We start from the raw sequence: 19,899 nt of genomic DNA, 5'->3' as shown, positions 1-19,899 counted from the left end.
AGAAGGAACAAACCATGAGTCATGCTGCTAAAACATTCGTACCATTAAATATTGCCGTACTCACAGTGTCAGATACCCGAGATGAATCAAACGATACTTCGGGTGCGCTACTCGTTGAGCGCGCAGAAGCTGCCGGTCATAAGATCAGTGAGAAGCGCATTGAAAAAGATGATGTGTTTCAAATAAGGTACCAGGTGTCAAAATGGATAGCCTCCGCAGATACGCAGGTTGTTCTTATCACCGGTGGTACAGGCTTTACAGGACGTGATTCCACGCCTGAAGCGGTAACGGTACTGCTCGATAAGCAAGTCGATGGTTTTGGTGAGCTGTTTCGTCAATTATCGTTTGAAGACATAGGAACCTCAACTGTCCAGTCACGGGCACTTGCAGGAATTTCAAATGGAACCTTAGTTGCTTGCATGCCAGGTTCAACCGGTGCTTGCAGGACGGCATGGGATGGTATTTTAGGCACTCAGCTCGATGCTAGAGCCAAACCTTGTAACTTTGTTATGCATTTAAAGCAAACCGATACAGAATTATGCGAGACACGAGGATGAGTGAGTTTTCTCATGTAAACCAGAACGGCGAAGCCAACATGGTCGATGTGTCTGGTAAGACCACTACGGTACGTGAAGCTCGTGCAGAAGCCTTTATTTATATGAATTCAGAGGCAATCTCACTGATCGAGCGTGGCGATCATCATAAGGGTGATATATTCGGTGTGTCTCGCATTGCAGGAATTATGGGCGCAAAAAAAACCAGTGACTTAATCCCTCTTTGTCATCCGCTAATGTTGAGTAAAGTGGGGGTTGAACTAGAGCTACAAGCAGACCAGCAAAGAGTGCGCATTGAAACGCTGTGCAAACTTGAAGGTAAAACGGGAGTTGAAATGGAGGCGCTAACGGCAGCCTCCATCACTGCACTCACATTATTTGATATGTGCAAAGCGGTAGACCCCAGCATGCGAATAGAAGGCATTAAGGTACTGGAAAAAGTAGGTGGTAAAACAGGACATTGGGTGGGTGAATGATGAACGAGTTTACATTAAAGTTTTTTGCAAAGTTACGTGAGGATATCGGATTAACTGAGCTGCATATTCCATGCAGTGAAGTTGCAAATTTATCTGATTTATCTGATTACTTAATTGAACAAAACCCGAGTTGGGCTCCGTTTCTAGATAAACAACTGTTAAGTGCAGTGAATCAAGAGATGGTTACCAGTGATAGAGCTCTAAAAGCCGGTGATGAAGTTGCTTTATTCCCACCGGTTACAGGAGGCTAATGTGCGTTGGGTTTCGGTTCAAGAAGCTGATTTTAATATTCAAGATGAATACGATGCGCTCGCATTAAATAACGCAGATGACGGTGCAATTGTATTTTTTGTTGGTCGCGTTCGTGATCTGAATGAAGGTGATGAAGTTAAGGCGCTTACCCTTGAGCATTACCCAGGTATGACGGAGAAAAGTTTGCATACCATTATTGACCAAGCAAGTAACCGTTGGGCGTTAAATCGAGTCAGGGTCGTACATCGAGTGGGAGTATTACTGCCCGCAGATCAAATCGTTTTCGTAGCTGTTTCTTCACCCCATCGTGGTGACTCCTTTCAAGGTGCGGAGTTTATAATGGATTATTTAAAGACTCAGGCTCCGTTTTGGAAGAAGGAAAACACATCAGCGGGTGATCGCTGGGTAGACGCCAAACAGTCAGATAACGAGCAGGCAGGGCAATGGTCAGAATCGTTTTAAGTTTTTACATTTTAGCAGGGTTCATAAGCAGTACTCTGTTTGCAGAATCATTGAATGTTGCTGTAACTGCAAGTTTTAAACCTGTCTTAGAAGAGCTAGAACCTCTTTTTAAGCAGGCAAAAGGCCACGATTTGGTACTATCGTCTGCCTCAACGGGAACTCTTTACCAGCAAATACGACATGGCGCGCCTTTTGACATTTTTTTGGCCGCGGATGATTTACGACCAAAGCAGTTGCAGCAGTTTCTAAAACTGCCCATAGAACGCGTATTTCTTTATGCCACCGGGCAGCTGGTTTTGGTGAGCAAAGATCCAAGTATTAAACAGCTTGAAGATTTGAAGCAGTCCCCCCATCAATTGGTTGTTGCCAATCCAGCAGTAGCCCCCTTTGGTGTTGCCGCGGAAGAAGTGTTAAGTAGTATTGGTTATCAAGGTGAAAAAGTTTTTGCCAATAATGTTAGCCAAGCGCAGCAATATTTAAACTTAGGGTTATCTCCGGTCGGTATCGTTTCGGCATCAGTAGCCACAGAGTTACCGCACATTAAAATTGACTCCGCACTTTATAAGCCAGTTATTCAGCAAGGTATTGTTTTAACTGACTCTACTGCCGCCCAAGAGTTTGTGTTATTTTTAGCATCACAAGAAGTCACAGAGCTATACCTACGCTTCGGCTATAGCCTGCCTGTTTCTAGCCAGTGATGATTCAACCTATGATGACAGACGCAATATTGTTAACCTTGAAACTAGCAGCTGTGACCACGCTATTGTTATTAGTATTGTGTTTACCGTTGGCGCATTGGCTTTCAAAAACACAGTCCATTATTAAACCTTTTATTGAAGCGATTGTTGCATTGCCGTTGGTATTACCGCCGACAGTCCTTGGTTTTTATCTGTTAGTTTGGATGTCACCCAACCACCTGTTAGGCCAGTGGTGGATTGCGGTTTTTGATCGACCATTAGCATTTAGTTTTGCAGGTCTCGTTTTTGGTTCGGTACTCTATTCATTACCTTTTGTTGTGCAGCCATTGCAGCGTACATTTGAAGGGCAATCTGCCGCTTTAAAGGAAGCCGCTTTCACACTGGGTGCGAATCCTTGGAAAACTTTTTGGCGTATTCAGTTCCCTTTGGCTAGGCCAGGTTTAATAGCCGCTTCTGTTTTAGGGTTTGCTCATACTGTCGGAGAGTTTGGAGTGGTGTTAATGATTGGTGGAAATATTCCAGGCTCAACCCAAGTATTGTCTATCTTACTCTTTGATCAGGTTGAGAGTTCGCATTATCAAGAAGCACATATATTAGCCGGTGGTTTAGTGGTGACATCGGTGATCACACTATTTAGTTTGTATCGTTGGAATCGTTACGCAAGCGTAAGAGTCGGCGCATGAAGGTTTCAGTAACGGGTACACTAGGTAAACAACCTGTGCATTTACAAGCTCAATGGCAGGCAGGTAGCCGTATTGCCTTGCTCGGTAGCAGCGGTGCCGGAAAAACAACGCTCTTACGAGCCATAGCTGGGTTCGACAGTTCGCTCAATATTACCAGTGACTTTAGCGGGCAGCCCGCGTGGCAGAGATCTGTTTCATATATTCATCAACAATCGGTGATGTTTCCACATTTAACAGTAGAGCAATCGTTCGAGTTTGCGGCAACACATCGTCATGCTAGTCATGGAAATCTACCTTTTGATGATTGGATACAATGGTTGGACCTAACCGAGCTGCTAAAAAAGAAAAGCGCGCAACTATCTGGTGGCCAACAGCAACGAGTTGCGCTTCTACGTGCATTATTTAGCCAGCCTGAATTGTTATTGTTAGATGAATCATTTTCCTCCCTTGATGCTGAACGAGTTACCCAGGCATGCCGAGTTATTGATGACTATTGCCAAAAAACTAATGCAGGTTTTTTTATGATTAGCCATCAAGATAAACCGGTCAGAATGTTATGTCATGAGGCAATACAAGTAGAAAATCTTCAAAGTAGCGGCGTTTTGCCAATTTTTGATGCATTAAATAAAGGGCAACCTGATCAATTAAAGACGACTTTGGTGGGGTTATGTACTGGCCAAGAACATCATTTCTTAAAGTCGACACTATGTGACCAAGTTGTTTATTCATCGTTGCCTATCGAATGGCAACCAGGTGCAGCACGCTTTACCATTGATGCTCATGCCATCAGTATCTCATTGGCTGATCGGGCACAAACATCTTTGGTTAATCGATTAGCTGTGATTGTTGGAAGCCACGAGCTACATGGGCTAGAGCATTATCGACTTTGGTTAACGTTGGGTGATATTGGGTTTTGGGCTATCGTGTCACACTGGTCATGGCAACGGCTTGGCTTAGCCGATCAGCAAAAGGTATTTGCTGAATTTAAGGTGGGTGCGTTAGAGTGGGCAGGTCAGTTCTCGGTTTAGCAGCCATTAACAGGAAGGAATCATGGAAGAGTTTTTTGTTGTCGTATTTGGTGGCCTCATGTTGGTTGCATGGGGTTTTGGATTAATTGGCGTGCCTATGTTATTTCGGCGCGTTAAAAAATTAGAGCAACAGGTTCAAGAGCTAAGTGCTTTTGAGAAACCCAAGGTTGAATTTCATACTGCCGTAGCAGAATCAGAATCAAGATCTACGTCCTCGCTGGCAACAGGGCCGAGCTACGACAGCGCAGTATCCGATACAGCAGATGTCGATTACGAAACGGAATTGGCTAACGCTTATCAAGCTATTTCAAAAACGATTCAAGAAGAATCAAGCTTGGAGATATCGGAGCACGCAACACCAGTGCAGGCTGTTGCTGAACCAGACGTTGAATCTCAGTTAAAATCGCAAGATAATGCGAAAACTCCTTCATGGTTGGAGCGACAGCTGTCAACCAATTTAACCGCCAAGATCGGCGCCATCGTATTAATTTTTGGCGCCGTCTTTTTAGCAAAATATGCAGCCGATATCGGCGTCTTTACTATTACAGCCCGCCTATGGGTGATGGGTCTTACTGCTATCGCAATTACTGCTGCAGGCTGGAGACTGGTCGGGTCACGCCCGTTGTATGCCGATATAATACAAGGCACAGGCTTTGCCGTTTGGCTGGCTACTTGGTTTGCGACCCACGTTTTATATGAGCAAGTTGGTTGGGTTATCACGTTAATTGCTTGTGTATTGGCAGTTATCTTTATCGGCTTCCGGGCACTCAAGCAAGACTCTCAAGTGCTTGTCTTTATTGGTTTGTTGGGCGGTTTTATTGCGCCCTTTATCGCGAGTTCTGAAGTCAGCTCTTTATGGCGATTGTTTAGTTATATGCTAGTGATGAACATTGCAGTGGCGCTGATTGCAGTTAACAAACCCTGGCGCTGGTTCTTGCGCTTGGGTTATTTAGGCAGCTTTCTTTTATTGTCTTTGCTTATGACAGCAGAGTACTTGCAAGGTGATTTAACAGCGACTGCCGTGCAAACGCCTATGTTAATTTTTATTGCTGGTTTAGTCGTGATTTATTCATTGTTAGCGACAAAATGGCTGAACAGTGAAAAGCTAATTTATCAAAGAGTCTTATCAGGCTTGCTAATCAGTGTGCCGAGTATGGCTGCATTGGCTGTTTATGGTCTATTTAAAGAACAAAGCTTGGCTACGGCGATAGTGTATATCTCTGCGGCGCTCTGGTATGCCGTGCTTTGGTTTAAATCTCGTCATTGGCCATTAATGGCGACAGCCATCGTTGCAGCCAGTATCGCCATTCCATTTGCATTAAATGACTCTTTATCGAGTTTGATCTACTCAATAGAAGGTGCTGCCTTCTTTGCTTATGCCGTGCGTCAGCAACGTTGGGTTTATATAGCTTGGGCCAGTGCCATACAAATAGCGGCGGCTGCATTTGCATTATATGTCTTCACCGATACTTCAATTCTTAATAATAGCCTGTATCTGGCATGGCCTTTGTTTGGTGCCGTCACTGCAGCAGGCTTGTTTAGTGCCTGGGTCTTGTTTAAGCAAAATAGCTTTGAGCGCTTTAATAACCTGATGCAAAAAGTACTCATCGGTTGGAGTATTTTTTGGTGGCTTTATTTGTGGGGCTTCTATTGCGCAGAAGTATTAACGCGTGAAAACCTGTTGCTACTATGCATCGGGATCATGCCTGCTACCTTGCTACTATTAGAGTTAGCGAACTTTAAATTTAGATGGCCTAACCTAGTCTACTTTCAAGTCATTTTTAGCTTATTCGTTTTCATAGGCGGCGTATTTTATTATTTAGATTACGATTGGTCTGGCACTATCGGCACTAAAATACTTGTCGTTCTTATGTTGGCGATACACTTTACTACGCGCGTGTATTTCAGCCAAAGACGGGTCTATTTATGGCTAGGTGAGGGTGTGTTTTTGTGGTTTGGGATGATCGGTTTAATGGGGCTGTTGCTCTCAAATTTAGGCAAAGTCAATACCGATTGGGATGTTGTTTGGGCATTACTGCCTCTGGTAATTGTATTTACTCTACACAAAAAACTCATCCCGATGTTATTTGAAAATACTAACGTGCGAGCTTGGGTCGTTAGGTACAGCGTCGGCGCGGCCTTGTTAGGCAGTTTAATGACCATGGTGTCGTTAGGAAACTATGCGCCTTGGCCGTTTATTTTCCTTATTCACCCAATGTCATTGTTAATTATGGTAATAGGGTTTGTGATATTTAAGCTAAGACATCAGGAGCCGTCAGTGTTACTGCCTGGTGTGATATGGGCTGCGCTCATGCTGACACTCGAAGCGAATAGGTTTCTATTTCACTACCTAGGTGTCGATTACGATGTTGATGCATGGTTAACTTCGGCTCTTACTCAGACAGTATGGTCATTAATGTGGTCAATAATGGGCGCAACTTTAATGGTTGTTGGCAGTCGCTTTCATATCAGCCGGCGAGCTTGGATTGCGGGTGCCATTGCATTGGCCGTTGTCGTGGTCAAGTTGTTCTTACTCGATTTAAGTAATGTCGACACCCTAAATCGAATATTGTCGTTTATTGGTGTTGGCGCCTTGTTGCTTGCGGTGGGTTATTTCGCCCCATTACCACAAGTAACTCATGACGAAGATGCCGCTGTTAAACCTTAAAGAAGGCGATAGATTTAACCAAGTTCTCACTGAGCGAATTTAACGATTCCGTTGATGCCAGTGACTGCTTGGCTCGTTCGGTGTTTTCCTCAGTGATGGTATTTACATCCGCAACGATGGTAGAAATATTCGACAAGGTAGCCGTTTGCTCTTCAGAGGCGTTCGCTGTTTGATGCGTCCATTGCGTGATTTGGGTAACTGATTGATCAAATGCCGAAATGGCTACCCCCGCTGCGCTGGCTTTTTCGACGGACTGGTTTGATTTATCATGGCTGCCTTCAATTACATTAACTGCGATTCCGGTTTCGTTTCTTAAATCGCCAAGCGTCTTTTGAATTTCTTCGGTAGATTCATGTGTTCGCGCTGCTAAGTTCCGCACCTCATCTGCAACCACGGCAAAGCCTCTGCCTTGTTCTCCAGCGCGTGCGGCCTCTATGGCTGCATTTAATGCCAGAAGGTTAGTTTGCTCGGCAATCGCTTGGATTGAAGAGATGACCGTTGTAATGTTTTCGGCTTGGCTATCTAGGTTTTTGATCACTTCAACAGACTTAACAATATCATCGGCAAGAGATTCTATAGATTTTACCGTATCGGTAACTGTTTCACTGCCAACTTGGGCTGCTGTACTGGCGTCCTTAGCAACAACCAGAGATTCTGCAGCTGCGGTATTGACCTGCTTCGAATAGGCGTCTAATTGCTCAATCGCAGTGGATAGCTGATGTAAATAGTCTTGTTGATTCTCGGCGTCTTTTAAGCGTGCTTCAGTATCACTTAAAATACCCTGACTCGATGCTCGTAAATGGTCTGAAATGTCGATGACGGACTCAACAATATTACGCAATTGTTGGTTCATTCGGTAAACCGACAGCTTAACCTCGTCGACTTCGTCGCCATTTTCTTGCGCGTCAACATGGGTGGTTAAATCACCATTGGCGAGTTGATTGGTCATCGCTACGATATTAGATAGGTCAGATTTTAATTTGCGTAAGACGATGATTGAAACAGCCAGTGAAAATAAAATCATAATCACCAATACAATGATCATATTTTGGATCGTTGCGCTTTGTGACGTAATGAGAGCTTGTGAACGCAAAGAAAACATATTGCCAAAGTAACTGCGAAAGTCATTTACATTGATATCAACCGGCTCCAGAGCCGCCGCAATACCCTTGTCGGCTGCATTACGTTGATTCCAAGAAGCGTTGTTAGTCCAGGCAGTTGCGGCATCGGCTAACGAAACCGTTAATGCCCCCCAGTCAGTATTAAATTGACTCAAGTAATCATCAAGCGGTAACTCAGGGTTTGCCTGAGTCCAAGCATCTGAAATACTCAAATCCAACGAAGCGAAATGGTTCGATAATGCAGTAGTGAGTGTATCGCCTTGGGCAATAGCCGCTAATAATTCATCTTCAGTGATGGTTTTAGAGAAATATTCAGGTCCCATGACTCTAAGCAAAGCTATTTGTTTTTTAAGGTCATCCCAGTTATCTGATAAAATAGTTTCAAATTGACGTAATTGAGCGTCTTTTTGATTACCCTCTATAACGGCACTAAAACTTGTTACGAAAAAGCCAGCCAAAATCAATAGGGCAGCAATAAGGCTCGTCACTAAGATGCTTATTTTTAGGGTAATGGACATTTTTCTCATTTTGCACCTGTTATCTCTTAAAAGTCATTGGTCGACACTAACTTATCGGCCTTGATTAATAAAACATTAGGTTCGTCAGTTACTGAGTGTTAGTTAAAATTCTCATGAACAAGGAATAGTTTCTTATGCCTACCAACCCCCGAGCAACATGGGGCTTCGTTGAATTTGTTGTTGTCTTGGCGTTAATAAATGCATTAACAACGTTTTCGACAGAATCAATTGTTCCGGCCCAAATTGCAATCGGTGCTGAGTTTGGCATTAATGACCGAATCCCGCTGCAATACATAATCAGTATCATGTTTTGGGGGATGATGGCTGGTGAGTGGCTTATGGGCCCTTTATCTGATGCCTATGGTCGGCGGCCTATTATGAATTTAGGGTTATTGCTGTTTGTGCTTGGTACATGTGTTGTTTTGTTGAGTCATTCATTCGATGGCATCTTGTTCGGTCGGTTTATTCAAGGGCTAGGTATGGCAGCCTGTAAAATTACGACTCGGGCAATCGTGAGAGATAGCTACTCAGGCGATGAAATGGCACGAATTAGCTCTTTCATGGCCATTATTTTTATATTTGTTCCGATGGTTGCCCCTGTTTTTGGTGAAATTGTCTTTCTTGCCTATGGCTGGAGGGCGGTCGTTTGGAGTTGGCTGTTTGGCGCATTGTTGCTGATTTTCTGGTTCTTCATTCGACAAAAAGAAAGCTTACCAATTGAAGATCGTCGACTCATAGCATGGCAACCTATCAAAACTGGCGTATTAAGCATCATTCGTAATCGTCGGACTTTAGGGTTCACTTTAACACTAGGTTGTTTATGGGGCTTTCAGCTGCAATATTTGTCGAATGCTAAATCTTTGATTACTGATATCTACGGTATTGAACGAATTGGGTTTGTTATGGGGCTGATTGCTGTGGGTATGGCGTTTTCCGCCGCGATTAATGGCAGTATTGTCCGTCGGTTCGGCAGTATTCGGTTAGCCAAATCTGCAATAATCTTAATTTTCCTGTTGAGTATAGTGGACCTAGCCGTTTTAAACGTGACGAATCACGTACCGTGGATATATTTTTTAGGCTCCTTGATGATCAAGTTCAGTTTAATGGGCTTTTGTTATGGTAATTTAACGGCTGCAGGTATGGTATATGCGTCAAAAATAGCGGGCTTAGCGGCGAGTTTTATGTCTGCATTGTCCAGTGTCATAGGACTCGTGCTATCTAAGATTGCTGGCATGTTTTACAATTTGCACCTTGATACTTTTTATTACCCGATGGCCATAATGAGTGCATTAACTTTGCTTGCATTAATGTGGTCATTGTCTGCACCTGCGACCAAAAATTAGTACTCACTTAGAGGATTATTATGTTTGATCTGTACTGGTTACTTGCAGCCATTGCATTGTTTTTAGGTTGCGCCATACAAACAGCCCTAGGCTTTGGCATGGCGGTGATCGCAGCTCCGATCATCGTACTATTTAAACCAGAATGGGTGCCGACCATCCTCACAATGGTAGCCTTGGTGTTGAGCCTTCAAAATGCATGGAATCAACGGAGCGGAGTGCGTTGGCGCTTAATAGCGCCTGCAATGGTCTCTCGAATTCCAGGAACGATTCTAGGTGCCTGGGTTTTGTTGTTGCTCCCCGTTCAATTGCTTCAGGTGCTTGTTGCATTGATGGTCTTTGTAGCGATTTTCGCGACAGCCTTAGCAAAGCCTTTTGCAGCATCAACTCTGAATTTAAGTCTGGCTGGTTTTGTATCGGGTTTAGCTGGAACGACGACGTCAATTGGTGGGCCTCCCATGGCTTTAGTTATGCAGCATGGCAGCACCCATACGACACGAGCCAATCTTTCAATTTACTTCGCTTTTTCCTGTATCACCTCTTTAGTGAGTTACCAAGCCGTTGGCCTATTAAACAGTTCCCTTTGGTTGACCGGAATTTCGTTCATTCCTGTTGCCTATCTTGGTTTTTTTGCTGGAAAAGGTCTACGAAATTGGGTTGATGAGCGTTTTCGGGTTATATTGCTGAGCCTGTGTTCAGTTTCAGCGCTAATTGCTTTATACGGGGCTGTATTCTAACTGAACGAATCAATAAATAGCCTTTATCAAGGTTTATTGAAAATAAAAATTGAGTGTCTTGCGGAGTCGTGTGTGAAGCGTTTTTTTCAAGCCCTATTAGGGGCGTTATCCATATTTATGTTGGTGGTTTTCACCTTATTTATCGGAATTTTTGTATTTTCAGCGATTCTATTACGTGTCATAACGCCAGTGTCGCTGCGGCATAAAATTGCCAGCCCAGTGATGGTCGGAGTAGCCAACTGTTGGATATCGACAAACTTATGGTGGATGCGCCATGTCTTGCGCATTAAGTTCATTAATGTAAACCCTGTGCCTTTAAGCATGAATCAATGGTCTTTAGTGATATCTAACCATCGCAGTTGGGTCGATATTTTCGCACTGTTTGCTGTTTTTCATCGAAAAATCCCTATTTTAAAATTTTTCATTAAAAAGGAAATGGCGCGTTACCCTGTTGTAGGGCAGGCATGGTGGGCATTGGATTACCCCTTTATGCAGCGACACTCAAAATCGTATTTAGCGAAAAACCCAGGAAAAGTAAATGATGATCTAATTGCCACGAAAAAGGCATGTGAAAAGTTTAGTTTGCAGCCAACCAGTGTAGTGAATTTCTTGGAAGGCACGCGTTTTTCTGCTGAAAAGCACAGTAAGTCGAAATCACCCTTCAAACACCTTCTTAAGCCAAAAGCAGGAGGTATTGCGTTTACCATTCAAGCGTTAGGTGAAAAGTTTTCTACCGTCCTAGATGTCACAATAGGGTATGAAGGGCAAACACCGAGTTTTTGGGATATGGCCTGCGGCCGGGTGGGCAAAGTACTTGTGCACGTCGAGCCCACCGATGTTCCCGCTAAGTTTATTGCCATGGATTACCGTTCAAGCAGCGAAAACCGTGTCGCATTCCAAGAGTGGCTGAATCAACGTTGGAAAATAAAAGACGCCTTGCTAGAGAAGATGTCTAAGTAGGCGTTTCTTCATTAGTGGAACTAGCAATAGACCTAAAACAATACCGGTTAAAAGGCCGCCAATATGAGCAGCGTTATCGACCGGTAAAATGAACCCCATTCCTAAGTTTAAAATTAAGATAGTCGCAATGTTTTTGGCCCAGGCATTGCGGACATCAGGTCGAATCATCTTTCCTAACAAAATTGCGATAAAAACTCCGAATAAACCAAAAATAGCCCCAGATGCTCCCGCACTTAATACGCCAGGGTTAAATAGATAACTGGCCATACTGCCCGCAATACCTGCGGCTATATAGACACCTATAAATGCAGTTGTGCCCAATAGTGGCTCGATAAAGCGTCCTAAAATAACTAAAGATACTGAATTAAAGAGTAAGTGGGTAACGCTTAAATGCAAAAAGACGCTGCTTAGTAAGCGCCATATTTGACCTTGTTCGACTAAGCCCGAATAGTTGGCTCCAAACTTCAACAAGGTAAGCGAGTGAAACTGGCTAAACGATTGGCTCACTAATACCAAAGCGATAAAAACCAAACAATTGGCGATCAGTAACAGTGGGGTTACTAAGTAACCAGGACGTAGTTTAAAATAATCCATATCAGCTTCTAAAAATTGAAAACCTCAAGGTAAAGGAGCTGGTTGAAGGGGGCAAGTGCTTATACAGAAGTTTTAATACAGGCGATCTGTGTTTTTATGCTGCGAAGTTCGAATTTTGACCAAGACTTCGCTATACTCCGAGGTCCTGTTGTAAATTGACTCCGTTATGAAACTACGTGCGACCTCCAAAAAAGATATACGAGATGACTTAGACGCTGAAGTCCAAGCGTTTTTGCAGCATGGTGGTAATATTAGTGAAGTAGAGCGAGGCAAAAGTGGCCTTGACCACGCCAAACCTTGGATAAACCCTTTTAAGTCATCAGATTCAGAAAAAGCCCAATCACGCACGCCAGTGCCTGAAGTGGTTGCGGCAATAGATCAGCGCAAACAATCCAAAAGTAAAAAATCTGTTCGAACTAAACGTGCTGAAAAACGCTGGATTTACGATGATTTTGGCGAGCCAGTGCGCTGGGAATGGGTGGAAGCACCTAAATAATTGTTTAGCCAGATGTCTACCGAAAGTTATGACATGTGGCAATTATTTGATGTAGTCACATAAATGTAGCTAATATTTCATAGAATCAGTTGAAATTTACTACCTAAGCGCAGTAAGGTAGCAAAGCGATCTGACCAATCGGACAAATAATAATATCTCTCTGGGAGAAAAAGATGAAAAAATGGACGGTAGCTAATACATCAATAGGCCTTCTAGCGGCAAGCATCCTACTTGTAGGTTGTGCAACAGGGCCTACATACGAGCAAGATAAAGAATATAGCCTGACAATTTTGCACACGAACGACCACCACGGTCGCTTTTGGCAGAATGATAAAGGCGAATACGGCATGGCAGCACGCAAAACGCTTATTGACAACATCCGTATGGAAGTTGAAGGCGAAGGCGGTGCGGTTATGTTGCTATCTGGCGGTGACATCAATACTGGTGTACCAGAGTCTGACTTGCAAAACGCAGAGCCAGATTTCAAAGGCATGAAAATGCTTGGCTATGATGCTATGGCCTTAGGTAACCATGAATTTGATAACGCACGTGACGTTCTCATGATGCAGTCAGAATGGGCAGGTTTTCCATTTTTGTCAGCCAACATCTACAAGGGCAACAGCACGCTTTTCCCAGCTTACGAAATGTTTGAAGTTCAGGGTAACCGCGTAGCCGTTGTAGGCTTTACCACAGAAGATACCGTAAAAATTGGTAACCCAGAATTTATGGGTGATCTAACCTTCAAGACGCCAGTAGAAGTGGCTGAGAAGTTAATCCCTAAACTGAATAAAAAAGCCGATCTTGTTGTTGCGGTAACGCACATGGGCCACTACGCTGACGCCAAATCTGGAAGCAACGCTCCTGGAGATGTAACCTTAGCGCGTTCAGTTCCTGGTATTGATGTTATCGTTGGCGGTCATAGCCAAAACCCACTGTTCGAGCCAGATGAGCAAAATGGCACGTTAATTTTGCAAGCGCACGAATGGGGTAAGTACGTAGGCCGACTAGATCTAACGGTTAAAAATGGTGAAATTACTAGCTATAACTACCGTTTGATCCCAGTTAACTTGAAAGACCGTGTTAAAGACGCCGAAGGCAATAGCACATACGTTCTTCAAGAAGCTGAAATCGCACAAAATCTAGAAATGTTAGCCATGTTATCGCCTTACCAAAAGAAAGGTGCTGAACAGTTGAACGTTGTTATTGGTAGCTCAAATGGCGACTTTATTGGCGATCGTTCAGTGGTACGTAGCCAACCAACAAACCTAGGTGTATTGATTGCACGTGCACAAAAAGAAAAAGCAAAAGCCGATCTTTCTATCATGAACTCTGGTGGTATTCGTGCCGATTTAGAAGGTGGTGAAATTTCATACAAAGATGTACTCACTGTACAGCCTTTCGCGAATATCCTGTCTTATGTCGATTTAACCGGTGCAGAGTTACTAGATTACCTTGCGGTTGCAATGAGCAAAGAAGCAGGTAGTGGTGCATTTGCACAGTTCGATGGCGTTGAAATTATGTCAACGGACGGTGTGATTAACGCTGCTTATATTGATGATCGCCCAATTGATGTCAATAAAACGTATCGATTAGCGGTAAACTCTTTCACGGCATCAGGGGGTGATGGTTACCCGAAATTGACCGATCATGAAGCTTATGTGAATACAGGTTTTGCAGATGCTGATGTAATGGCTGAATATATTAAAAACAACAGCCCACTAAACATCGAAGATTTTGATCCAGGCATGATGATCGATCGTATGTAATTAGCTTTAAATTTAAAGCTTATAATCTGAACCGGGCATTGCCCGGTTTTTTTATGTAAAAAATAAACAGGGTTAACTGAGATAACTTTTAAAATAAGATCGCTTTGATGACATTATTAGCTGCCTAAATACGATTGAATCTAGTTACTGCTTCTCGTTAAGTGAATAATCAAGAGATCTAAATATTAAATAGTACGGTTTAGTTTGAGTGTGTTCGGTTTTATTACTTAAGCTATTGATTCTGAAGTGTCAGTTTATTTTACAGTTTAAGTCTTTCCGAATTAAAATAGTCATATAAATCAATAACTTAGGCATTGGCCTGGTTTTTGCTATTCCATACTACTGCAAGTATATTAAATTGAGATGAAGGAGTATTTATGAAGAAGAGTATTGGACTGCTTATTGGTTGCCTAGTTAGCTTCGCGGCAAATGCAGCTTTATTCACGGGTGAGTTAGACAATGATGCATTCGTGTCGTTCGGCGGCTATGAATTAGCATGGGCATCTCCGTGCGCAGATGGCGCGCTAGAAAATTCTTGTGGCGTTATTGATATGTCTGAGCAATCTGGCTATGGCTGGAATGTGATGACGGCTGATTTGTTTGGCTCATTGGGTATTACTGCTGACACTTTCCGTGTGGATTACTCATCTGCTAACACTCAGCTTTACAATGGTAACAATTACGCTAAAGCGACGGGTTGGTTTTCGAATTCTTATACGCATATTGATGTGAACGATGGGATTGCTGGTCGTTGGTCTTTTATTGATGTTGCAGAGCATAGTATGCATGAGACTATTGTTTTCCGTTCTGCGAATGTCCCTGAGCCGGCTTCAATTGCTTTGTTGACGTTAGGTTTAGCGGGTTTAGGTTTGTCACGTAGAAAGAAAAAAGCTTAAGCTAAGTATGGGCCCTTAATACGAGTCTCGATTCGGGGGGTGTCCCGAAAAAGGAGCTCTTTTCTAAGAGACATGTAATGGCCTGATATCGATATTGAATATCTATTCGGGCCTTTTTTGATATAATGACTAATCTATTCCTTAAAATTACTGAGTAAGCTGATTATACCTTCATAACTCTGCTGAAATTGTATTTCTGTTTCCACTGAATTGCTTCTGCCGCTGAAAATAATGTTTGATGAAAGGGGGTCTAAGTAGGTGCTTACCTAGCCTGCCGATAAACCTTGCTTCATTATCGTATTAATGGCTTCTGCTCTAACCTCAAGTACCTTCTAATTTAATAGTAATGGGATCAACATTTAATACCTTTGATGGCATTTAGCTTTTTAATTAGAGCTAGTTCTCAATTGCAGTTGAAAAATATTTTAATCATCGTTCTATTTTATTAAAATAAATTTCATTAGCCCCTTTGGTTAAGGGGAAAATCTAAACTTTAGCATATTTGAATTTATATCTTAGTGTTATATTTGCAATCTAGGGATAAGTATTCAGATTGGAGAGCATATTCGGTGCGTATTTTAATATTTAAACTTCTAATTATGTCTGCCATGCTGCTATCTGGCTGTGTTGATCTAAGAGATTTTTACGGTGATGGTTCATCGCATGTGAACGTCCCAATTCAAGTAGTGCTGCCGAGTGCGGTAAGTGATGCGGCTTATCGTACTCAGCCGGATTATAGACTTGAGGCTGAAAGCGCTCATTTTTTTTCGAGTGACCTGCCAGAATGGTTAACGTTAAATAAAGAATCTGGAGAAATATCAGGGCTAGCTAAAAGTATAGAATCTAGTATTTCATTTAATGTGGAAGCGGATATTAGTGGAAAAAGATCTGAATATGAGTTGTCGTTAGTTGTCGAGCCTGCAAGTAAGTACCGCTATAGTGAAAACAATGATTTCTATGATAAAGATTACGATGGTAATGCCCGACACTACCGCAATGACCTAATAGGATCATTTGCCGCAGAAGTACAGTTTGTTCAAAGCCACTCTGTGGCTCCTAATAATAATTTCCAACAAAACAAACTCGATGAAACGCAAAGCCGGTATATGCCTAGACCTGTCGCGTTGCGAGATGCTTTGGTTGTGGCCATTCCGCTAAATGAAATAACTAATGATGTGTTGTATATAGAGGTATTGCAAAACGGATCGGTAGTATCTAAACAGCAGATGCATCGCCCAGGAACATTACCCAAAGCAGATTACGCCAATGGTCAGAAGCTGAGCTACTCAAATAAAGCTTGGTGGGTACCGGTACCTTGGGACCAAATGAAGAATGGTTTAGAGTTGCGCTTCTCCACCCGGTTGAGTGAAGGTGTTTTACCTGCTGCTGATATTGATATTGGGCTTGCCACACAGTTGGTTTTCCAGACAATTCGTTTAGGTATGCTATCAGAGCCTCCTGCTGTTTCTGACAGTCAATATGTCTCTAACGACCCGATAGCAGCAGCGGCTGATTATTTTCAAACATTACCTGTTTCTCGTTTAGTTATGGCCAATTACGCAGATGCTAAGCTTGATAAAGTGATGGTTAGAAGCGGGAAAATATATGATACGGTCAGTGATACTCGAGGTGATGTTTACAGCGGTGATATGAGAGGTGATGTTGCCAAGTCACAAGTCAGTGTTGGAATAAATATGGCCAACTATGGTGTGACTAGCCATGACATGAATCAAAGTTACTTACATGTTTTCAAGCAAATAACGAATCACCATGCTAGAGGAAACTATAGCAACGGTTTTATTAATCATGGGCTCAGTGGCGGTAACGGAATTGGTACGCTCTATTCATCGTCTGGTAACGAAGCGAGTCATGAATGGGGTCATGCTTTTGGAATGGGGCATTATCCAGGCCAAGGGCTCACGACGGATGGTCGGTGGGCAGTGCATCATGCGGACAGTGGCTGGGGCTATATTGCTCACCGCAATAGAATGCGCGCCAATATTTCAGGGGTATTAGATGAAGGCGGTTATAACTTCCATCGGGATTCTATGTCTGGTGGTAGCGAAAACTCATTAATGTCACGGTACACTTTTTACACAGGTTTCACCGCACGGCACATTCAGAGTAACCTCGAAAGATTCCCGATTCCCGATATAAACTATGCATCGGGTTATAAACGTTGGAATACCGACATAGGTGACTTTGAAAATGCAGAGGTGAGCGCACTAGCCCCTGTAGCCGTAGGTGTACCAGTGGCAACGTTGTTGGGTGCACATAACCCAGATGGCGATACGGCAGTTTTGTACCCAGTTTTTCATGGAAACTATGGTAATGTTTTTGACCTACCATCGCCAAACCTAAACAATGCAGAAGACCAATGTTGGGTTGAGGTGCGTAATAGAAACAATGAACGGAAAATGATTTCAGTAGCATCGGCGCGACATCGCCAAGACTCAGCCAATCAATTACATTTTAATTTACCTGCTGCATTTAAACCGACACTCGCAGTGCTCTCTTGCCAGCGCGAAGGTCAGGTGAGTGAAGTCACGCGCATGGCATTTGACGGCGAAATCCCTGCTCTTCCTCCCGTCGCCATTATCGGTCAAGAAGCAGGCTATCAGCAGCTGCTTGATCGCGAAGTCAGTGAAATAGAAACCTCTATTGTTGAGTTGCCTATTGAAGCGCAGCAGCTCCCCATAGATGTTAAACTCAAGGTTGAGAGTCAACATATAGATAGCCTACTAAATAAGCTGTCGTTCGAAGCACGTGGCCGTCTAGAATCCATACTTACACTTGAAAAAGCCGCAGATTCGGTTCAGGTTTTGCTGCGTCATGCTCAGTCACAAAACCTGTCATCGTTAGAGATTGCTGAGCGACTAGAGCTGCATCTTTCTGCCACTGGCCTCGCTAGCGGCGATATTGAAGACGTACCGACCGCGTTGATCAACGGGAATGGCTACTACTTTGACGTGAGTGATGATAGTCAGCCGATGGTACTACTGACTGAGGACGAAGCTATCGCAGCAGAACAAGGCACTCAGTGGGTAATGGACAGAATAGGTCGGTTGCACTTAAAAGATGCCATTGCATTGTGTATGCAGCCAGCAGGTAATGGGCGACTTAACGTAGCAGATTGCGATGTTAGCAACTTAGGGCAGCGCTGGGTTTATAACCCAGAAATTGGCCAGCTGAAAAATGTGGCTTCTGCGAAATGCCTAGACTTTGATCGGGCAAATGTCGCATTAATCACCTATGGTTGCAGTGGCGCTTGGAATCAAAACTGGCAGGGTGTTGTGCAATATAATGAGCCATGGTTAGTCTTGTTAGATAACACATCGCTGAAAGCAGCTTGGGCGTTACTTGCCACAGGTGATATCTAACAGGCTATAAGCTTTAAGTAGCAAATAAATTGCCAATGGAGTACTAAACGTCCATTGGCAACCTACCTATAAACTTAATGCCTTATTCACCAGCTGTTCCTTGGTCGTATAGTCCGTAATGTCTATCCCTCAGGCCATTAGCTCGTCTTTAACTTCTTCCATTTCAAGTGCGTTAATGGCATCTGATGTCATGTTTATGAAATTAATTCGGGCAATACCCCTTTTGCTATGGCATTTTCGATATATTTTTGTCGGATTTTCTCGGTCATGTATCCAGTTGACGTTGGGAACGCAGGGTAGTCGTATTTAGCCATAGCCGTACTTCAATTCTCTCATATTAGATAAACCTGATTAACTGATTATGGGACTGCCAGCCCGAATATCAAGGGACGACTCAGTTTTAGTTCAATGGCGCTAACCTTTTGTTTAAATGTGCGCGAAATGAAGCGCAGAAGCTTTGCTTTGAAATGCTCAGCCTTTTAAAATGGTTTTTTGGTCAGGTTCCCTTTATAAGGAGTTCGAGAATGAAAAGTACAGCCCATCATGATGATAAGTTCGCGAAGATGACGTTTGCATCGGTCTATCCGCACTATGTCACGAAAGTTGAAAAGAAAGGGCGAAGCAAAGAAGAATTGCATCAGGTGATAAAATGGCTGACGGGATATAACGATGATCAGTTGCAAGAGCATCTAAACCAAGCGGTAACCTTTGAACAGTTTTTCAAATTCTCAACCATGAACCCCAATGCAAAGCTTATTAAGGGCGTGATTTGTGGTTATAGAGTAGAGGAGATAGAAAACCTCTTAACACAGCAAGTGCGTTACCTAGACAAGCTAGTTGATGAGCTAGCAAAAGGGCGGAAAATAGAAAAAATTCTACGCTCAGATTAACACTAAGGCGCAGAGACTAGGATTTGTGCCTAGTTTATCTATTTCCTATCTTACGGACTGTGCTAATTTTCATTAAAAATTTATACCGCGACAATAGCCAAATAGCGAGTATTGGGTTTCCTAGCGTCGGCAGTGTTAACGATATTAAGATTTTAACCCAGAGCTTAGGTTCAAAGATCCAAACAAAGACTAAACTCAGAAAAAATCCCGCATAAAGGTCGACTAGAGATATCCTACCCCACGCCATAGCCATTAGCTGGCTGCCTTGAGTATTGAAGCTAGCCCAGGGTGATGTTGCCAGCAGTAAATAGGTTAACCACCCTGAAAGAACGGTTCCCACAATCATAAATAGTGACGATAGAGTTTTCATAATGGGTTCC

18 protein-coding genes are annotated in these 19,899 nt (G+C 43.1%); 16 read left to right on the top strand and 2 right to left on the bottom strand.

Translation table 11 applies throughout. The features are described from left to right. Window positions 1-14: 14 nt before the first annotated feature. Genes moaB through ACI882_RS10785 form a run of 8 tightly spaced genes read left to right on the top strand, consistent with a single transcriptional unit; the run spans window position 15 to window position 6,821 of the window. Window positions 15-557 carry a molybdenum cofactor biosynthesis protein B gene (moaB, locus tag ACI882_RS10820; protein ID WP_411745527.1) on the top strand — a complete coding sequence of 181 codons (543 nt, stop codon included), beginning with the start codon at window positions 15-17 and terminating at the stop codon, window positions 555-557. After that, window positions 554-1,030 (top strand): cyclic pyranopterin monophosphate synthase MoaC, encoded by a 477-nt coding sequence (gene moaC / locus ACI882_RS10815; RefSeq protein WP_411745526.1) that lies wholly within the window; start codon window positions 554-556, stop codon window positions 1,028-1,030. Before moaB ends, moaC begins: the two co-directional genes overlap by 4 nt. Beyond that, window positions 1,027-1,281, top strand: a complete 255-nt coding sequence (locus tag ACI882_RS10810; RefSeq protein ID WP_411745525.1) for a MoaD/ThiS family protein — start codon at window positions 1,027-1,029, stop codon at window positions 1,279-1,281. The genes moaC and ACI882_RS10810 overlap by 4 nt, the downstream gene beginning before the upstream one ends. Before the next feature lies 1 nt (window position 1,282). After that, window positions 1,283-1,744, top strand: coding sequence for a molybdopterin synthase catalytic subunit MoaE (gene moaE / locus ACI882_RS10805; protein WP_411745524.1), 462 nt, complete (start codon window positions 1,283-1,285; stop codon window positions 1,742-1,744). Continuing rightward, the gene (gene modA / locus ACI882_RS10800) at window positions 1,726-2,442 is read left to right on the top strand and encodes a molybdate ABC transporter substrate-binding protein (RefSeq protein ID WP_411745523.1); all 717 of its coding nucleotides are present in this window, start codon (window positions 1,726-1,728) and stop codon (window positions 2,440-2,442) included. The genes moaE and modA overlap by 19 nt, the downstream gene beginning before the upstream one ends. An 11-nt stretch (window positions 2,443-2,453) precedes the next feature. Next, a complete protein-coding gene (gene modB, locus ACI882_RS10795) occupies window positions 2,454-3,125 on the top strand; it encodes a molybdate ABC transporter permease subunit (protein ID WP_411745522.1) in 672 nt (223 codons plus the stop codon). Continuing rightward, window positions 3,122-4,153, top strand: coding sequence for an ATP-binding cassette domain-containing protein (locus ACI882_RS10790; protein ID WP_411745521.1), 1,032 nt, complete (start codon window positions 3,122-3,124; stop codon window positions 4,151-4,153). The genes modB and ACI882_RS10790 overlap by 4 nt, the downstream gene beginning before the upstream one ends. A gap of 22 nt (window positions 4,154-4,175) precedes the next feature. Beyond that, window positions 4,176-6,821 carry a DUF2339 domain-containing protein gene (locus tag ACI882_RS10785; RefSeq protein ID WP_411746618.1) on the top strand — a complete coding sequence of 882 codons (2,646 nt, stop codon included), beginning with the start codon at window positions 4,176-4,178 and terminating at the stop codon, window positions 6,819-6,821. Here ACI882_RS10785 and ACI882_RS10780 read toward each other — a convergent pair. Further along, complete coding sequence (locus ACI882_RS10780) at window positions 6,811-8,469, bottom strand: methyl-accepting chemotaxis protein (protein WP_411745392.1); 1,659 nt, start codon at window positions 8,467-8,469, stop codon at window positions 6,811-6,813. The two genes, ACI882_RS10785 and ACI882_RS10780, sit on opposite strands and share 11 nt — an antisense overlap. 125 nt (window positions 8,470-8,594) lie before the next feature. Here ACI882_RS10780 and ACI882_RS10775 point away from each other — a divergent pair, with 125 nt between their 5' ends. The 3 genes from ACI882_RS10775 (at window position 8,595) to ACI882_RS10765 (ending at window position 11,497) form a co-directional block, all read left to right on the top strand. Further along, complete coding sequence (locus tag ACI882_RS10775; RefSeq protein ID WP_411745391.1) at window positions 8,595-9,803, top strand: MFS transporter; 1,209 nt, start codon at window positions 8,595-8,597, stop codon at window positions 9,801-9,803. A gap of 20 nt (window positions 9,804-9,823) precedes the next feature. Continuing rightward, the gene (locus ACI882_RS10770; protein WP_411745390.1) at window positions 9,824-10,537 is read left to right on the top strand and encodes a TSUP family transporter; all 714 of its coding nucleotides are present in this window, start codon (window positions 9,824-9,826) and stop codon (window positions 10,535-10,537) included. Window positions 10,538-10,609: 72 nt separating this feature from the next. Continuing rightward, entirely contained in the window at window positions 10,610-11,497 is an 888-nt protein-coding gene (locus ACI882_RS10765; protein WP_411745389.1) for an acyltransferase, read from the top strand. Here ACI882_RS10765 and ACI882_RS10760 read toward each other — a convergent pair. Then, window positions 11,477-12,091 (bottom strand): rhomboid family intramembrane serine protease, encoded by a 615-nt coding sequence (locus tag ACI882_RS10760; protein WP_411745388.1) that lies wholly within the window; start codon window positions 12,089-12,091, stop codon window positions 11,477-11,479. The genes ACI882_RS10765 and ACI882_RS10760 overlap by 21 nt on opposite strands. A 166-nt stretch (window positions 12,092-12,257) precedes the next feature. Here ACI882_RS10760 and ACI882_RS10755 point away from each other — a divergent pair, with 166 nt between their 5' ends. The 5 genes from ACI882_RS10755 to ACI882_RS10735 all read left to right on the top strand — a co-directional run bounded on the left by ACI882_RS10755 (window position 12,258) and on the right by ACI882_RS10735 (window position 19,519). Beyond that, entirely contained in the window at window positions 12,258-12,587 is a 330-nt protein-coding gene (locus tag ACI882_RS10755) for a hypothetical protein (RefSeq protein ID WP_411745387.1), read from the top strand. A gap of 173 nt (window positions 12,588-12,760) precedes the next feature. Then, a complete protein-coding gene (ushA, locus tag ACI882_RS10750; RefSeq protein WP_411745386.1) occupies window positions 12,761-14,353 on the top strand; it encodes a bifunctional UDP-sugar hydrolase/5'-nucleotidase UshA in 1,593 nt (530 codons plus the stop codon). 377 nt (window positions 14,354-14,730) lie between these two features. After that, on the top strand, window positions 14,731-15,249 hold the full coding sequence (locus ACI882_RS10745; protein WP_411746619.1) for a PEP-CTERM sorting domain-containing protein: 519 nt from the start codon (window positions 14,731-14,733) through the stop codon (window positions 15,247-15,249). Between the two features lie 569 nt (window positions 15,250-15,818). Beyond that, a complete protein-coding gene (locus ACI882_RS10740; protein ID WP_411746620.1) occupies window positions 15,819-18,629 on the top strand; it encodes a M66 family metalloprotease in 2,811 nt (936 codons plus the stop codon). Between the two features lie 524 nt (window positions 18,630-19,153). Continuing rightward, the gene (locus ACI882_RS10735) at window positions 19,154-19,519 is read left to right on the top strand and encodes a DUF2200 domain-containing protein (protein WP_411745871.1); all 366 of its coding nucleotides are present in this window, start codon (window positions 19,154-19,156) and stop codon (window positions 19,517-19,519) included. The last annotated feature ends 380 nt before the right edge of the window (window positions 19,520-19,899 follow it).

This window comes from Reinekea sp. (assembly GCF_046710285.1).
Taxonomy (GTDB): Bacteria; Pseudomonadota; Gammaproteobacteria; order Pseudomonadales; family Natronospirillaceae; genus Reinekea.
The sequence above is the reverse complement of the archived record's forward strand: the minus strand, read 5'-3'. Positions and strand labels throughout refer to the sequence as shown.

What these genes read in the sequence shown, in the direction of transcription:
- modB (WP_411745522.1), top strand. Translation starts at nt 2,454, where the DNA reads ATGATGACAGACGCAATATTGTTAACCTTGAAACTAGCAGCTGTGACC.
- moaB (WP_411745527.1), top strand. Translation starts at nt 15, where the DNA reads ATGAGTCATGCTGCTAAAACATTCGTACCATTAAATATTGCCGTACTC.
- ACI882_RS10735 (WP_411745871.1), top strand. Translation starts at nt 19,154, where the DNA reads ATGAAAAGTACAGCCCATCATGATGATAAGTTCGCGAAGATGACGTTT.
- ACI882_RS10810 (WP_411745525.1), top strand. Translation starts at nt 1,027, where the DNA reads ATGATGAACGAGTTTACATTAAAGTTTTTTGCAAAGTTACGTGAGGAT.
- ACI882_RS10770 (WP_411745390.1), top strand. Translation starts at nt 9,824, where the DNA reads ATGTTTGATCTGTACTGGTTACTTGCAGCCATTGCATTGTTTTTAGGT.
- moaC (WP_411745526.1), top strand. Translation starts at nt 554, where the DNA reads ATGAGTGAGTTTTCTCATGTAAACCAGAACGGCGAAGCCAACATGGTC.
- ACI882_RS10745 (WP_411746619.1), top strand. Translation starts at nt 14,731, where the DNA reads ATGAAGAAGAGTATTGGACTGCTTATTGGTTGCCTAGTTAGCTTCGCG.
- ACI882_RS10780 (WP_411745392.1), bottom strand. Translation starts at nt 8,469, where the DNA reads ATGAGAAAAATGTCCATTACCCTAAAAATAAGCATCTTAGTGACGAGC.
- ACI882_RS10760 (WP_411745388.1), bottom strand. Translation starts at nt 12,091, where the DNA reads ATGGATTATTTTAAACTACGTCCTGGTTACTTAGTAACCCCACTGTTA.
- modA (WP_411745523.1), top strand. Translation starts at nt 1,726, where the DNA reads ATGGTCAGAATCGTTTTAAGTTTTTACATTTTAGCAGGGTTCATAAGC.
- ACI882_RS10775 (WP_411745391.1), top strand. Translation starts at nt 8,595, where the DNA reads ATGCCTACCAACCCCCGAGCAACATGGGGCTTCGTTGAATTTGTTGTT.
- ushA (WP_411745386.1), top strand. Translation starts at nt 12,761, where the DNA reads ATGAAAAAATGGACGGTAGCTAATACATCAATAGGCCTTCTAGCGGCA.
- ACI882_RS10785 (WP_411746618.1), top strand. Translation starts at nt 4,176, where the DNA reads ATGGAAGAGTTTTTTGTTGTCGTATTTGGTGGCCTCATGTTGGTTGCA.
- ACI882_RS10790 (WP_411745521.1), top strand. Translation starts at nt 3,122, where the DNA reads ATGAAGGTTTCAGTAACGGGTACACTAGGTAAACAACCTGTGCATTTA.
- ACI882_RS10755 (WP_411745387.1), top strand. Translation starts at nt 12,258, where the DNA reads ATGAAACTACGTGCGACCTCCAAAAAAGATATACGAGATGACTTAGAC.